At 46.6% G+C, this 14,238-nt stretch carries 14 protein-coding genes; 9 read left to right on the plus strand and 5 right to left on the minus strand.

Going from position 1 to position 14,238, the window contains the following annotated elements; genetic code table 11:
* Window positions 1-3: 3 nt before the first annotated feature.
* From BW952_RS10635 to cidR, 4 genes are all read right to left on the minus strand, one after another.
* A complete protein-coding gene (locus BW952_RS10635) occupies window positions 4-774 on the minus strand; it encodes an SDR family NAD(P)-dependent oxidoreductase (RefSeq protein ID WP_045852144.1) in 771 nt (256 codons plus the stop codon).
* A gap of 141 nt (window positions 775-915) precedes the next feature.
* Entirely contained in the window at window positions 916-1,290 is a 375-nt protein-coding gene (locus BW952_RS10640) for a hypothetical protein (protein ID WP_045852145.1), read from the minus strand.
* A 12-nt stretch (window positions 1,291-1,302) separates the two neighbouring features.
* Window positions 1,303-1,833, minus strand: coding sequence for an acyl-CoA thioesterase (locus tag BW952_RS10645; protein WP_045852146.1), 531 nt, complete (start codon window positions 1,831-1,833; stop codon window positions 1,303-1,305).
* Between the two features lie 259 nt (window positions 1,834-2,092).
* The gene (gene cidR, locus BW952_RS10650) at window positions 2,093-2,992 is read right to left on the minus strand and encodes a cidABC operon transcriptional activator CidR (RefSeq protein WP_045852147.1); all 900 of its coding nucleotides are present in this window, start codon (window positions 2,990-2,992) and stop codon (window positions 2,093-2,095) included.
* A gap of 77 nt (window positions 2,993-3,069) precedes the next feature.
* On the opposite strand from cidR, the gene BW952_RS10655 reads away from it, so the two are divergent.
* The 7 genes from BW952_RS10655 to BW952_RS10680 all read left to right on the plus strand — a co-directional run bounded on the left by BW952_RS10655 (window position 3,070) and on the right by BW952_RS10680 (window position 10,862).
* Window positions 3,070-4,470 (plus strand): sigma-54 interaction domain-containing protein, encoded by a 1,401-nt coding sequence (locus BW952_RS10655; protein ID WP_045852148.1) that lies wholly within the window; start codon window positions 3,070-3,072, stop codon window positions 4,468-4,470.
* Between the two features lie 369 nt (window positions 4,471-4,839).
* Complete coding sequence (locus tag BW952_RS10660) at window positions 4,840-6,159, plus strand: aminotransferase family protein (protein ID WP_045852149.1); 1,320 nt, start codon at window positions 4,840-4,842, stop codon at window positions 6,157-6,159.
* Between the two features lie 9 nt (window positions 6,160-6,168).
* Window positions 6,169-7,563, plus strand: coding sequence for an NAD-dependent succinate-semialdehyde dehydrogenase (locus BW952_RS10665; protein WP_045852150.1), 1,395 nt, complete (start codon window positions 6,169-6,171; stop codon window positions 7,561-7,563).
* Window positions 7,564-7,636: 73 nt separating this feature from the next.
* Window positions 7,637-7,888 (plus strand): YciI family protein, encoded by a 252-nt coding sequence (locus BW952_RS10670; RefSeq protein ID WP_045852167.1) that lies wholly within the window; start codon window positions 7,637-7,639, stop codon window positions 7,886-7,888.
* A 98-nt stretch (window positions 7,889-7,986) separates the two neighbouring features.
* Entirely contained in the window at window positions 7,987-9,405 is a 1,419-nt protein-coding gene (locus tag BW952_RS10675; RefSeq protein ID WP_045852151.1) for an APC family permease, read from the plus strand.
* 97 nt (window positions 9,406-9,502) lie between these two features.
* Window positions 9,503-9,679 (plus strand): hypothetical protein, encoded by a 177-nt coding sequence (locus BW952_RS19440; RefSeq protein WP_156149434.1) that lies wholly within the window; start codon window positions 9,503-9,505, stop codon window positions 9,677-9,679.
* An 82-nt stretch (window positions 9,680-9,761) separates the two neighbouring features.
* Window positions 9,762-10,862: a diguanylate cyclase gene (locus BW952_RS10680; RefSeq protein ID WP_045852152.1), complete on the plus strand. Its 1,101-nt coding sequence runs from the start codon at window positions 9,762-9,764 to the stop codon at window positions 10,860-10,862.
* Window position 10,863: 1 nt separating this feature from the next.
* On the opposite strand, the gene BW952_RS10685 is transcribed toward BW952_RS10680, so the two are convergent.
* A complete protein-coding gene (locus BW952_RS10685) occupies window positions 10,864-12,294 on the minus strand; it encodes a PstS family phosphate ABC transporter substrate-binding protein (RefSeq protein WP_139325440.1) in 1,431 nt (476 codons plus the stop codon).
* A gap of 202 nt (window positions 12,295-12,496) precedes the next feature.
* Here BW952_RS10685 and pxpB point away from each other — a divergent pair, with 202 nt between their 5' ends.
* Both pxpB and BW952_RS10695 read left to right on the plus strand, forming a co-directional pair.
* On the plus strand, window positions 12,497-13,234 hold the full coding sequence (gene pxpB, locus BW952_RS10690; protein ID WP_045852153.1) for a 5-oxoprolinase subunit PxpB: 738 nt from the start codon (window positions 12,497-12,499) through the stop codon (window positions 13,232-13,234).
* Window positions 13,231-14,238, plus strand: a complete 1,008-nt coding sequence (locus BW952_RS10695; RefSeq protein WP_045852154.1) for a 5-oxoprolinase subunit C family protein — start codon at window positions 13,231-13,233, stop codon at window positions 14,236-14,238. Before pxpB ends, BW952_RS10695 begins: the two co-directional genes overlap by 4 nt.

Consider the following 14,238-nt stretch of genomic DNA (forward strand, 5'->3'; position numbering starts at 1 on the left):
GTGTTATTGGGCAGCCATTCCGCCATCGATGCGGTACTGGCTGCCTGTAATAAATGTGCTGTCATCTGACGCGAGAAATAAAACGAGCTTTGCGATATCGTCGGATTCGCCATAGCGGCCAAGCGGAATTGTTTTCGACATCGCTTCTTTTACTTCTTCGCCATGGCCGGGATTCATGCCTTCTTCAAGCGAGCGCATCATTCGTGTATTCACAGGTGAAGGGTGAATCGAATTTACCCGCACGCTGGAGGGAGCTGCTTCGATCGCCGCCGTTTTCGTCAGACCGATCACTGCATGCTTGGATGTAACATACGGCGCCACACCGGGGCTTCCGATAAAGCCGGCCACCGATGATGTATTAATGATGCTGCCGCTTTTCTGCTTCATCATGACCGGGAGAACGTGTTTTAATCCTAAAAACACTCCCCGTACATTCACAGCCTGAACGTGATCGAAGTCTTCCACCGATTGATCCACAATCGGAGCGACTTTGCCTTCGATGCCGGCATTATTGAAGAAAATATCAATGCGCCCGAACTTACTGACGGCTTTTTCTACATAGGTTTTCACATCTTCTTCTTTTGAGACATCTGCTTGAACAGCAATAATGGAACCAAATTGCTCGAGTGCGCCGGTCGCTTCTTCCAGCACATCATCAAAAAGATCAACAATGACGACATTTGCTCCTTCTTGTAAAAAAAGCTCTGCCGTATACTTCCCAATGCCGTTTGCCCCGCCTGTTATAACCGCTGTTTTTCCTGATAGCCTTTTCATAATTTCTCCTCCTCATAACGAATGTAAAATGATGAGTTTCTAAGATGGATACAGCTCTTTCATTACTATCGTACATTTTATTAAAAAAACGTCAACTTTTTAGTAAAAAAAAGAACGCCTGCGAGAGGCATTCTTTTTGGATTATTTAATACTTGAAGCACCGACAAGCGATTCAGGAGTGCGCCCGAGCGCAAGCAGGCTGATTTTGGCATAGCCTGTTTCTTTAAAAGAGATGAAGAGCTGCTTTAATGCGTCAATGTGTTCATCATTTTTCAGCGTCTGAACTTCTTTTTTATAAAGGCGCAGCACGGAGCTGTATGGAATATTCGGCAGGCAGTCTGCTGAGTCCTCCTCCATAATCAAACAGCCCATGTATTGATATTTTAATTGAAGGGCACGTGTTAACCCTGTTACGTGAACCACTTTGTCGAAAAGGTCAGGGTACGTATGCTTCAGTTGTTCAATGGCTTTTTTCGCTTGTTTCAATTCGTCTAAGCTTGAGAATGTCGCAATCATTCCATTTCCTCCTTATCGATCCCACGGTTTTTTTAATGTCATGTATTCAGCCAGCTCTTTGCTTTTCGTTCTGCGGAGCTTTCGCATGTCTGCCCGGTCTTTCGCTGATTGGTACAAAAATTTCTCTTCTTCTGTTTCGGGTATAACACCCGGCACCTCGACCGGTTTTTTATTTTCATCTAATGCAACGAATGTTAAAAAGGCAGTCGCTGCGATTCGGCGGTTCCCCGTTCCGATGTCTTCGGCAATGACTTTGCAGAAGATTTCCATTGATGTACGCCCCGTATAAGAGACGAATGATTCGACACAAACCGAATCGGTTTCGCGAATGGAATCTAAAAAGTCAATCGAATCGGTTGAGGCGGTGACGCATTGCTTCACTCGGGAGTGGCGTCTTGCGGACAGGCAGGCAGCGCTGTCGATTTTTTTCATCAGCACGCCTCCGAAAAGTGTTTGATAATTATTTAAATCGCAGGACAGCACCTGATCAGTATGAACGATGCGGCTTTCGCGTGTTTTGATCGCTTCTTTTACAGCAGTCATGTAAGTTCAATCCTTCCAAATTGGAATCATGCTGTCAGTGTACGCCCGTTTTGACATGAAGTAAAATGGTTCTTTTTTATCTAATATATAGCTTTTGTCTATGTAAATGCTTCCATGTATATATGGAAGGAATAGAAAGAGGGTGATCTGCAGAATACGTGTAATCGCTGGATCGTATGGATAACGGCTGGATTATTGATCGTACATTCATTAACTTTCGAATCCAGCCGTCAGCAGGTCCCGTTTTTTCACCTGCAAACTAGTTGCCGTGACTGCTTTTTTGAGAAAATTGTTCTTTTGTGAAGTGAAGCCATTCTTTTGCGGCGTACGATAAGTACTGGTTTTTTCCCCAGATGATGGCCAAATGCCACTTGATAGAAGGGTTTGTGACCGGGACGGCACATACATGTTCACTTAAATGCCGGCAGATGCTTTCCGGCAGGAGGGAGATGCCAAGCTTCGAGGCGACCATTTCTTCGATAAAGGACCACTGAGAGCTTTCAGAGATCACCTTTGGCTGAAAACCGGCATTGCTGCAGGAGGAAATAATCCGGTCGTTTAAAGCAAAGTCCTTATTAAATAATATAAATGATTCGCTGGCAAGGTCCGCCAGCTCTACTTGTTCTTTTTCCGCAAGAGAGTGAGAGGTTGGCAAAATTAACATTAAGTCTTCCTCCATAAAAGCGAAATGGTGAAACAGGTCTTCCTGCGTGGGGAGAACAATCACTCCTGCATCAAGCTCCTGCTGTGCGACCGCTTCCTCTATCGATTTAGAGCCTTCTTCCTTTAGCTGAAATGTAATGCCTGGGTACATTTCGTGAAACAAGCCGATAATCTTTAGAAAAAAGTGGGCGTCGAAAATGGGTGGAAGGCCGATCCGGATGTGGCCTGTTTTTAATTCCAGCAAATTATCAAGCTCCGTTTGGAGGTGCTGAAATGCTTTGTTGACAAGCTTTGCCTGCTCGAGCAGAATGTTTCCGGCATCGGTTAACACAAGCTTTTTCCGTGAACGGTCAAACAGTTCAACGCCGAGTTCTGTTTCCAGGTTTTTGATCATTTTGCTGATGGTCGGCTGTGTGATAAATAAATGGTCAGCTGCCTTTGAGAAGCTGTTAAAGTTTGATACTTCAATAAAGTACTGCAAATGCTTAATGTCCAAATTGATACCATCCATTTCTTTTATGTCGGTGCCGCTGCCTTTTGATACAATATGATAAAACGAACGGAGCGGTGTATATGACAGACTTCACTCATATGGAGCTTGAGCTTGAAGCGATCCTTCATGCGTCGAATGATAACATTATTGTAACCGATGACAAGGGAATTGTGCTGCGGGCGATTAAAAACAGTGAGGAATTTTACGGAGAGCCGTCTGAAAAAATGATCGGCAAATCGGTTTACGAGCTGGAAAAAATGAATGTTTTTTCTCCTTCTGTTACCCGGAAGGTGCTGGAGGAAAAAGGAGAAGTAAGGCTTCTGCAAAAAACAGCATCTGGCAAAACGGTTATGGCAAAGGGCATTCCTGTGTTTAACAGCGATCAACAGATTGTCAGGGTCATCAGCCTGTCCCATGATTTAACGGAAATCCAGCAGCTAAAAGAGGAATATGAAAAGCTCCAGTCCAAAGTGGAGCGGTATGAATCGGAAATCGAAAAGCTGAAGAAGCGGGAAACGCCTCTGGATGAACTGAAAACAAAAAGCCCCATCATGAGAAAAGCGCAGGAAACGCTAAAGCGTGTAGCAAATAGTGAGGCAACCGTTATTCTTTTTGGAGAATCCGGTGTCGGGAAGACGCTTTTTGCCAGAGCGATTCACCGGGAAAGCGACCGCCACCTTCAGCCGTTTATTGATGTGAACTGCGGGGCGATTCCGGCAAGTCTGGCTGAATCCGAGCTCTTCGGCTATGAAGCAGGCTCGTTTACCGGTGCCAGCCAAAAAGGGCGAATGGGCTTAATTGAATCGGCAGATGGCGGTACGCTGTTTTTGGATGAGATTGGAGAGCTTTCACTGGATATTCAGGTGAAGCTGTTAAAAGTGCTTCAAGAAAAAGAGATTACGAAAATCGGCGCTGTCTCATCAAGGAAAGTGAATTTTCGTCTCATTGCGGCAACCAATCAGGATTTAAAGAAAAAGGTGCAGGAAGGAACATTCCGGGAAGACTTGTACTACCGGCTTCATGTGATACCGGTTGAAATCCCGCCGTTGCGGGAACGAAAAGAAGACTTGCCGATGCTGTCGGAACGATTTCTTCACCAATTCAACAGCAAATATGGAAAACAGACCACTCTGCACCCGGAGACGCTGGCTAAATGCCTGGCGTACAGCTGGCCCGGCAATGTACGTGAGCTGGAGAACGTAATGGAGCGGCTCGTAATTATGTCGGATCAGCCGGTAATTTCTCCGCAGCTGCTTCTGCTTGATTCCAGCCAAACAGACGAACCGCAGCCGTGGATGGGAATTGAATCATTTGATCATCAAGGCAAAACATTAAAGGAAGTGGTTTTAGAAATTGAGCAAAATTGGCTGCTGCGCGCTGTGAAAGAAGGCCGCTCTACCTATGAAATGGCCAAAAAACTCGGAACAAGCCAGCCGACGGTCGTAAGAAGGTTAAAACAACTCCAATCTGATTCAAAATGAATTAAAAATTCATTTTGAATCAGATTTTTTTATTTTTAATTCATTTTGACTTACTTGTACAAAAAAGCAGTTGAATAAACGGCTTTTTAAGTTGGCACAGGAATTGCAACGATAAAGAAGAAGAGCCACAAAGTATCTGTTTTTTTAAAATATAAACTGTTCGAGGAAGGATTGGAGTGTTTAAAAAGATATATTATAATAATGATAAATTTTTAAATATTTTTGAAATCGCTTTCTTTTATAGTGGATTACCCCTATTTAAAAGGGTTTATAAAAAGTTTGTTAAAAAATCTAACAAAAAACAACCAGAAAATTAAGTTTCTTGGAATAATGAATACTAGAAACGAAGCCGAAAGGGATGACGAGCACATGATTAAAGAAAAAACAGCGGCAGCAGAATTGAAAGAACTGGACAAAAAACATTTCTTTCATCCAACTTCATCAATTAAACAACAGCAGCAATCAGGACCGGCTTTTATTTTCACAGAAGGAAAAGGGATTTACCTATATGATGAAAGCGGAACGAAGGTGATCGATGGCATGTCGTCTTTATGGAATGTGAATGTCGGACATGGCCGTGAAGAGCTTGGGGAAGTAGCAAAGGAACAAATGGCCAAGCTTGCCTTTAGTTCTTCCTTCGCCTCCTTCAGCAATGAACCGGCGATCCGTCTCGCGGCTAAAATTGCAGAAATTGCCCCAGGCGATTTAAATGCAGTATTCTTCACCTCGGGAGGATCAGAATCAAATGATACGGCTTATAAGCTGGCTCGCCATTACTGGGTAGTCAAAGGACAGCCGCAGCGGCAGAAAATTATTTCCCGTTCCAAATCATATCACGGTGTGAATGTGGGAGCGACAAGCGCCACGGGACTGAAGCCATTCCGCGATTTCACGAATTCGCTGGCGCCGGATTTCTGCTATGTGGATCATATGTCACCTGATGCATTGCGTGCCCGGATTGAGCAGGAGGGGCCGGAGACAATCGCTGCTTTTATTGCAGAGCCTGTACAAGGGGCAGGCGGTGTGCATGTAGCGCCTGAAAACTATTTTAAAGAAATTCGCAGCATTTGTGATGAATACGGCATTTTATTCATTACGGACGAAGTGATTACCGGCTTCGGGCGCACTGGGAAGTTATTCGGGATCGAGCACTACGGTGTGGTGCCGGATATGATGTGCTTCGCAAAAGGCGTTTCAAGCGGCTACGCGCCGCTTGGGGGAGTTGTTTTTTCTCAAGCGCTTTATGAGGAGCTAGGCGAACTCTCCACAGGAACACTTCTTCACGGCTACACGTATAGCGGTCATCCGATGGCATGTGCGGTTGCCTTGAAAAATATTGACATCATTGAGCGTGAAAAACTGGCAGACAATGCTGAAAAACGAGGCGTTGACATGCTGAACGGCTTTGAAGAAATCAAAGCAGCGAATCCGATTATAAGAGCTGTGCGGGGGCTTGGGCTGATGGGGGCGATTGAATTTCATTCACAGGAAAGCGCAGATGGTCCGCTGGCACCGCGTGTACTGGCTGAAGCAGCAAAACGGGGCTTGATCTGCCGCGCTGTTGTCCTGGAAGGTCAGGATATTCTCGTGTTTTCGCCGCCGCTTGTAATTACCAATAATGAAATGCAGGAAATGCTTCACATTTTACAGGCGTCGGTTTATGCAGTAGAACAATCATTACAGAAATGAGGAATCCAGATGAACATAGCAGAAGCGTCTATTATGCACGTATTTAATCCGGCAACGGGACATACGGTCGGTTCGGTGCCGAAGCAGGGAAAGGCGGAAGCGGTCCAGGCGGTTGACGCCGCTGCTGCTGCTTTTCCAAAATGGTCTGCCCGGACAGCCGAGGACCGCAGTGCCCTCCTTATGAAATGGCACGGGCTGATTGTTGAGTCAGAGGAGGACATTGCCAGGTTAATGACGATGGAGCAAGGAAAACCGTTTAAAGAAGCGCTTGGCGAAGTCCGGTATGCAAACAGCTTTATTTCCTGGTATGCGGAAGAAGGAAAGCGGCTTTACGGCCAGACGATTCCTTCGTCAGACCCGAATAAGCGAATTTTCGTCCAAAAGCAGCCGGTCGGGGTTATTGCTGCGATTACGCCATGGAACTTTCCAGCGGCTATGATTACCCGCAAGGTGGCACCGGCGCTGGCAGCCGGCTGTACAGCAGTCGTGAAGCCAGCTGAGCTGACGCCGTTAACTGCCGTGAAGCTCGTTGAATTGGCGCATCAAGCAGGCATTCCAGCGGACGTTCTGCAAGTCGTAACAGGCGATCCGGCTGAAATAGGCGACGCATGGATGGAAGACAGCCGCGTGAGAAAGCTTTCGTTTACAGGATCGACGGCCGTTGGGAAAATGCTGATGAGAAAAGCAGCCGATACCGTGAAAAAACTGTCGCTTGAGCTTGGCGGGCACGCTCCATTTATCGTGATGCCGGATGCGGATTTGGATCAAGCAGTTGACGGACTGCTGGCATCTAAATACCGCAACGCCGGCCAAACATGCATTTGCACAAATCGTGTTTTCGTCCATAAAGAATGCGCAGAAGTGTTTACAGAAAAGCTGGCCGCTTCGGTTAAAAAGCTGAAGGTTGGAAATGGACTGGATGCCGAGACCGACATCGGCCCGCTAATTAACGAGGCGGCGATTGAAAAAGTAAAAGCGCACGTTGCGGATGCAAAAAAACGCGGCGGCAGCGTATTGGCAGGCGGAGCAGAGAACGGACAGGGAGGGGCCTTTTTTGAGCCAACCGTCATAACAGACGCAACTGACGAAATGCTTTGCATGAAGGAAGAAACCTTTGGACCGCTCGTGCCGGTTGCCGTATTTACCTCTGCAGAAGAAGTGATTAAACGCGCAAACAACACACCTTACGGACTGGCCGCTTACGTTTATACCCAAAACATTGCGGATGCCATTCGGATCAGCGAAGCGCTCGAATACGGAATTATCGGCATTAATGATGGTCTTCCATCCGTCAGCCAGGCACCATTCGGCGGCTGGAAGGAAAGTGGACTGGGCCGGGAAGGCGGTCATTACGGGATTGAGGAATATATCGAAATAAAGTATGTTTCTTTACGCCTTTCGTGACGGGCCGCTGCCGACGATTTCTGCTTTTTCTGATATACTGACAGAGTATTCAGAATGGAATGGAGGAATAACATTGGCTTATTACGCTGCACTGCTGCACATGATTGATCCGGAAAAAAACAAGGAAGTTCGTCCACAGCATCTTGACTATTTGGAAAAGCTGGGAGAAAAAGTGTTTGCGAGAGGACCGTTTGCTGACGGTTCAGGCGGTCTGGTCGTGTACCGGGCGGATTCATTTGAAGAAGCACGTGAGCTCGCGGAAAATGACCCGGCCGTTGTTCACGGTGTGCGCCGGCTTGAATTAAAGGAATGGAATAAAAACTAAAAAGAGAGTGGCTGCTGTTTTTGGAGCAGCAGTCACACTGGAAATATTTTCTGATTATTCTGAAATTTTTATTCTGAATACAAAAGGGGCTGCAAAGAATGAAACAGGATCAAAATTTGAAAAAAGTACTTTCTACTGTTGATATATTATTTCTGGCGTTCGGAGCTATGATTGGCTGGGGATGGGTTGTGCTGTCCGGCACGTGGGTGCAGGAAGCCGGGACAGCAGGAGCCATCATTGCTTTTATTATTGGCGGAATTATGGTCATGTTTGTCGGTCTTACTTACGCAGAACTGGCATCGGCCATGCCGACAGCGGGCGGTGCGCTGTCCTATGTTTTAAGAGGAGTGGGTCCAAAAGCTGCGTTTGCTGCTTCATGGGCGCTCGCTCTTGGCTATATTTCCGTTGTTGCGTTTGAAGCGGTTGCGCTTCCGACGGTGATTGAGTATATTTTTCCAAATTACAAAGTCGGCTACATGTATTCTATTATGGAGTACGATGTGTACCTGTCCTGGGTGCTGGTCGGGGTCGCGGGCTCTATTTTTGTAACGGTAACGAACCTGTTTGGCATTAAGTCAGCAGCTATGCTGCAAATGGTTTTGACGATCGTCATTGCACTGATCGGCCTGATGCTTATTTTCGGCGCTGGTATTAATGGCGAGATCGCTAACGCGCAGCCGCTGTTTGTAAACGGAACAGCTGGCATTATTACCGTTTTGGTGATGACACCCTTTTTGTTTGTCGGCTTTGATGTGATCCCGCAGACAGCAGAGGAAATGAACGTGAAGCCAAAGTCGATCGGCAAGCTGCTCGTTTTTTCAGTTAGTCTTGCGATTGTCTGGTATGTGGCGATTGTGTATGCGGTCGGTGTAGCACTGGATAAGGAAGCTCTTGCGTCGTCGGTGCTTCCCACTGCAGATGCGATGGCTGCGGTATTCGGTTCCCAGTTGTTTGCCAGCGTATTGATTTTAGGCGGTGTCGCCGGGATCATCACAAGCTGGAATGCCTTTATCATTGGAGGAAGCCGCGTACTGTACGCCATGGCGGAGAAAAAAATGATTCCTGCCTGGTTCGGCAAGCTTCACCCGAAATACAATACGCCGACGAATGCCATTTTGTTTATCGGTTTACTTGCGACAGTCAGTCCGCTGCTTGGCCGTCCGATGCTCGTCTGGCTTGTGGATGCAGGCGGTCTGGCGATTGTGATTGCCTATTTTATTGTCGCGATTGCTTTTGTTCAGCTGCGGAAAAAAGAACCGGATATGCCGCGTCCGTTCCGGGCAGGAAAGTCCAGCGTGGTAGGATGGATGGCAATTATTCTTAGTCTCGGCTTTATTTCGTTGTATCTTCCAGGCATGCCGGCTGCCCTCATCTGGCCGTACGAATGGGTCATATTCGCAGGCTGGTGGCTGATCGGATTTGCGCTTATGTTTAAAATGAAAGACAGCTACAGCAACAAAGCCATACAGTATACGGATGTTTTTGAGGAACCGGAGCAAAAAATAAGGAACGGATAAGGAAAAAGCGAGAACTCTCCGGAGTTCTCGCTTTTTTTGAGCAGATAGTACTAAAAATATGGAGAGGGGGTATATGAGTAGAAAGGAGGGGTTTTTCATGAATAAACGGCTTGTTTTACATGACTTTCGCGCCTCTGATCAGCTGGAGTGGGCCAGAATGTTTTATGAAGGCGGCGCTTCTTCCTGCTGCGGGTATTCATTAAAGCTGAATGTAGAGCTTGATACCCCGCTTGAAAAAGAAAAGGCTGCTGCTCCGTTAGATAAAACAGCTTAATGTGTTTATATCCGTCTCAAAGAATCTTTGGGACGTTTCTTTTGAGCAAAGAAAAGAATTTGATCAGGAATGAGGATCGCATATGTTGGATGTAAAGGAATTTATTGTGAATGCATCGGTATTGATCGCCATTATTTATATAAGCGGTCTTATCTATAAACAGTTTTTAATGAACGCGCCACAGCGGTCAAAGGATTTGCTTCTTTTAGGGCTGGCTGTGTTTTCAGGATGGACATCCATGCTGTTCGGCATTCATTTAGATGATAATGTGATCTTTGACTTACGCTTTATTCCAGTAATTATCGCGGCCTTATTCGCTAAAAATGCCTTGTTTATTTTTATCGTTGGATTTGGGATTGGACTTGCCCGCCTGACATTCGGGTTGAGTGAAGCAGCGGTTGCCGGAATGCTGAATGTGATGACTATCGCGGCAGCGGGAATGCTGATTCGATTGCTTGCTCGGAAGTGGCCGCTCTTCAAGCGGATCGTACTAACGGTCATTGTGCTGAATCTAGTGAACGTGGTATTTGTTGCTTTTGCGGGAATCATCCCGTTTCATGAATATTTTGCTCTTGTTACACCAGTTGCGCTTCCAATGAATATACTGCTCAGCCTCCTGATTGTCTGGATGATTCATGACTTGCATCACGAATACATTTCAAAGCGAAATTTAATTGAATCTGCCCGCAAGGATCCGCTGACAAAGCTGTATAACAGGCGTGCGTTTATGAGCTACTTCCACCAATTTTTAACAGGGCAGCGAGGAGACGGTCCGTTCGTTCTCGCCTTTATTGATATTGATCATTTTAAACAAGTAAATGATACACATGGCCACCTTGTCGGCGATCAGGTGCTCCAGGAGGTGAGTGGGCATTTAATGCACAATTTGCGCAGTATAGACATTGTTGCTCGTTACGGCGGCGAAGAATTTGTTGTCATTTTGCCAGAGTGCTCACTAGATAATGCAGCAGCAGCGATTGACCGTATTCGGGCGTCCATCGCTGCGAAACCGATCTGTATTAATGACACCGACATTCCGATTACGTTTTCTGCCGGACTCGCGGCTTCGACTCAATTCAACTCAGAACAACTGCTGGAAAAAGCGGATGATGCTCTTTATGAAGCGAAACAGAGCGGGCGAAACAAGATCATTTGTGCCGGTTCGGAAGCGATTTGCTCCTAACTTATTCCGTCCATTTCACATAGCCGACATCTTCAACCAGCTGCTGTCCCTGCTCATCTTGCATCCACTGGAGAAAAGGCGCAAGGGACGGCTTTTTATTTTCTTTTAAAGAAATGGCATATAATGTGGCGGTGAAAGGGTAGCTGTCGTTTGTAATGGTCTCTGGCACGGGCTCGATGCCATTGATCGATAAGAAACGGAGATCGTCATAGTCCTGCATCCCGGAAGCGAAAAACCGGAACGAAAAGCCAATGGACTGGTCGTAATTCCGGTAGCTGGCTACTTCCTCTAAAATCCCGCCCATGCCTGCAGGGACCTCTTCCTTTACCGGTGTCATAATCGGGCGGTCTTTCATTATTTTTTGCAGCCACGTTTGGCTTCCGGAGTTTTCAGGGCGCTGAAAAGCCAGAATTGGTTTGTTTTTTCCGCCCAGCTCCCGCCAGTTCGTGACGTCACCGCTGTAGACTGACCGAATTTGGTCAATGGTGAGGTCTTGAACCGGGTTGTTTTCATTGACGAAAAACACGAACGCTTCTTTGCCGATCGGGGTCAGCACAAGCTCTACTCCTGCTTTTTCCGCCATCTCCAGCTGCGCGTTTGAAGGCTCAGCACCGAAATAAATATCGATCTCCTTATTAATCAGGCGTTCATAGGCAAAAATCGTGTTTGTAAAAGTGATAAAGTTGCTGTTTTGTGCGGCATTTTTATAAACGGCCTGGGCAAAAGCGGAATAAACAGGAAATGCGGCCTCTGCTCCATCAAGCGTCAGCATATTTTGTCTTGTTTCAATAAAGAAATCTGATTTGCCTTCAAGCCGGGGCAATACATTGTCTGGGTTTGTGACATTGTAAGGTGTTAAATCTGTGCTCGAGTTTCCCCCCTCATAATCAAACCCATGAGATGGCAGGACGGTTTGCATCCGCTCCGATGTCACAGCCAGACCGATGCCTGAGAAAAACAGGACGAAAACAGCAAGGATGGCCGTGTGCTTGATTGAAGGAGTGAGCGATTTTGGCTTCCGGATGAGAAAGCCGACTAAAAAGAACAGCTCATATAAAACTGGAAGCAAAATAAACAAATAGCCCACTCCATAAAGAGAAGAAAAAAAGTATGCAGGAAAAAAAGAAAAATGGACTAAACAAAACCAAAACCAGGCCTCATCTCCGTAAAAGCCGTTCGTGATCAGCATGAATACTGCCCACAGTCCAAGCGTGATGACGAGCGGGTAAATAGGGAGGTGGACTGGCAGCATCGTTTTGGCGCCGATCCAAAGACCAGTCGTTAAGCCGCCCACTACCATAACAGCTGAGAAAACGACTAGCATACTATCATGAACCATCAGTGCAGCAGCGGCAGTGAATGCCAGAAGAAAAGGAATGATGCCGCCATACATGAAATAAAAAAACCATTTGTTTGTTATCAATTTCGTCACCTTCCGTCCTTGTTCGTTAGTAGACTATCAACTCATTGGATCTATAAGTGTAATAATACACTAAAAGAATAGTGGTTGAAAGTGTAAAGAATGAATTTTTTTGGATAATTCATGCTCTCTCTTCAAACGTACGTTCTTTCTGGTATACTGAGAAAAAGGTGAATTGGACGAAATCAATTATTTGTTAAAAGGGGTGGATCTTATGACGAGTACCCAGCAACCAGCTTTGAATGCGGACATTTACCAGTTAAGTGAGACGGCAGTGACGGTCAGATTTGGCACGGAAATCAGCCCGGTGTTAAATAAACAAGCGAGAGCGCTGGCGAAGCGCATCGAGGAAAGGCCGTTCCGGGGATTTATTGAATGTACGGCAGCTTTTGCGAGCGTGACTCTTTTTTATGATTTAAGTGCGGTGCATCAGACGTATAGTGACAGGGAAGCTTCTCCTTATTTGTTTGTGCGGGAATATATTAAAAGTCTGCTGACGGGGCTTAATATAGAAGAAGAGCAAGAGAGACGGATTGAAGTGCCTGTTTGTTACGGGGGAAGATTCGGGCCTGATCTTGCTTTTGTAGCGGAGCATAACGGTCTTGCGGAGCAGGACGTGATTGACTTGCATACAGCGGGCGAATATCCTGTTTATATGATCGGGTTTGCACCGGGGTTCGCTTATATGGGCGGCTTATCTAAACGTATTCATACTCCGCGCCGAACATCGCCGCGCACAGAAATTCCGGCAGGCAGTGTTGGCATTGGCGGCGGCCAAACGGGTATTTATCCACTGTCTACCCCCGGGGGATGGCAGGTAATTGGCTGTACGCCGGTTCGTTTATTCACGCCTGAACAGGAAGAACCGACGCTCCTTGCCCCTGGTGATATTTTAAAGTTTGTGCCCATTTCAGTGAAAGAATATGAGCAATACCAGGGGGGCGTCCAATGAGTGTAAAAGTGATTCGCTCCGGTTTGTTAGCAAGTATACAAGATTTAGGCAGGCATGGCTTTCAAAAGCATGGCGTGATTGTCAGTGGAGCAATGGATCCCCTTTCCTTACGACTGGCCAATATACTGGCAGGAAATAAAGAGGGGGAAGCAGCGATAGAGGTGACCATGATGGGGACTTCCTTGGCGTTTGAGCGGGATGCCATCATCGCAATAACTGGCGGAGACCTGAATCCTGTGATTGAGGGAAAGCAAGTTCCTTTATGGAGGCCCCTTTTTATAGAAAAAGGCAGCATCCTTCATTTTACCGCTTGCCGCTCGGGCTGCCGCGCCTACGTAGCTGTTTTCGGTGGGTATGAGGTGCCGGAAGTAATGGACAGCAAAAGTACGTATTTGCGAGGGAAAGTAGGAGGACACAAAGGTCGGGCCTTGCAGGTGGGCGATGTGCTGGAATTCAGTCAAGCCGACCATTCCCACCACCCGCTATTTCTTTATTTAAAAAAGAAAAAGGGCGGATCGTGCTCAGCTGTAAACTGGCATGTGCGGCCACAGCACGCATGGCATCAAAAAAGGATACGGGTTATGCCGGGACCGGAATTCGACCGATTTTCCCCTGACAGCAGGGCGGCTTTTTTTCAAAAAAGTTTTCGGGTTTCGCCCCAATCTGACCGGATGGGCTACCGTCTTTCCGGACCTTTGCTTGAGCTCAATGAGCCAGCTGATCTTTTATCGGAGGCAGTAGCCGGAGGAACGATTCAAGTTCCGCAGGACGGAAATCCGATTCTGCTCATGGCTGACCATCAAACAACAGGCGGTTATCCGCGTATCGCACAGGCAGCTTCTGTCGATTTACCGGCTGTCGCACAATTAAAGCCAGGGGAACAAATACGCTTTAAGCAAATCACATGGAAGCGGGCTGAGCAGCTTTATATGAATCAAGAGACGTTTATTCAAATGATCAAAAAAGCGGTCTCATTCAAAATTAATCATCAAGGGAGACGTTAG

This window comes from Domibacillus enclensis (assembly GCF_900156125.1).
GTDB lineage: Bacteria > Bacillota > Bacilli > Bacillales > Domibacillaceae > Domibacillus > Domibacillus enclensis.

Coding starts and splice junctions, on each gene's coding strand:
- BW952_RS10640 (WP_045852145.1), bottom strand. CDS start 1,290: ATGATTGCGACATTCTCAAGCTTAGACGAATTGAAACAAGCGAAAAAA.
- BW952_RS10695 (WP_045852154.1), top strand. CDS start 13,231: ATGAGTGTAAAAGTGATTCGCTCCGGTTTGTTAGCAAGTATACAAGAT.
- BW952_RS10660 (WP_045852149.1), top strand. CDS start 4,840: ATGATTAAAGAAAAAACAGCGGCAGCAGAATTGAAAGAACTGGACAAA.
- BW952_RS10665 (WP_045852150.1), top strand. CDS start 6,169: ATGAACATAGCAGAAGCGTCTATTATGCACGTATTTAATCCGGCAACG.
- BW952_RS19440 (WP_156149434.1), top strand. CDS start 9,503: ATGAATAAACGGCTTGTTTTACATGACTTTCGCGCCTCTGATCAGCTG.
- BW952_RS10655 (WP_045852148.1), top strand. CDS start 3,070: ATGACAGACTTCACTCATATGGAGCTTGAGCTTGAAGCGATCCTTCAT.
- pxpB (WP_045852153.1), top strand. CDS start 12,497: ATGACGAGTACCCAGCAACCAGCTTTGAATGCGGACATTTACCAGTTA.
- BW952_RS10635 (WP_045852144.1), bottom strand. CDS start 774: ATGAAAAGGCTATCAGGAAAAACAGCGGTTATAACAGGCGGGGCAAAC.
- BW952_RS10645 (WP_045852146.1), bottom strand. CDS start 1,833: ATGACTGCTGTAAAAGAAGCGATCAAAACACGCGAAAGCCGCATCGTT.
- BW952_RS10675 (WP_045852151.1), top strand. CDS start 7,987: ATGAAACAGGATCAAAATTTGAAAAAAGTACTTTCTACTGTTGATATA.
- BW952_RS10680 (WP_045852152.1), top strand. CDS start 9,762: ATGTTGGATGTAAAGGAATTTATTGTGAATGCATCGGTATTGATCGCC.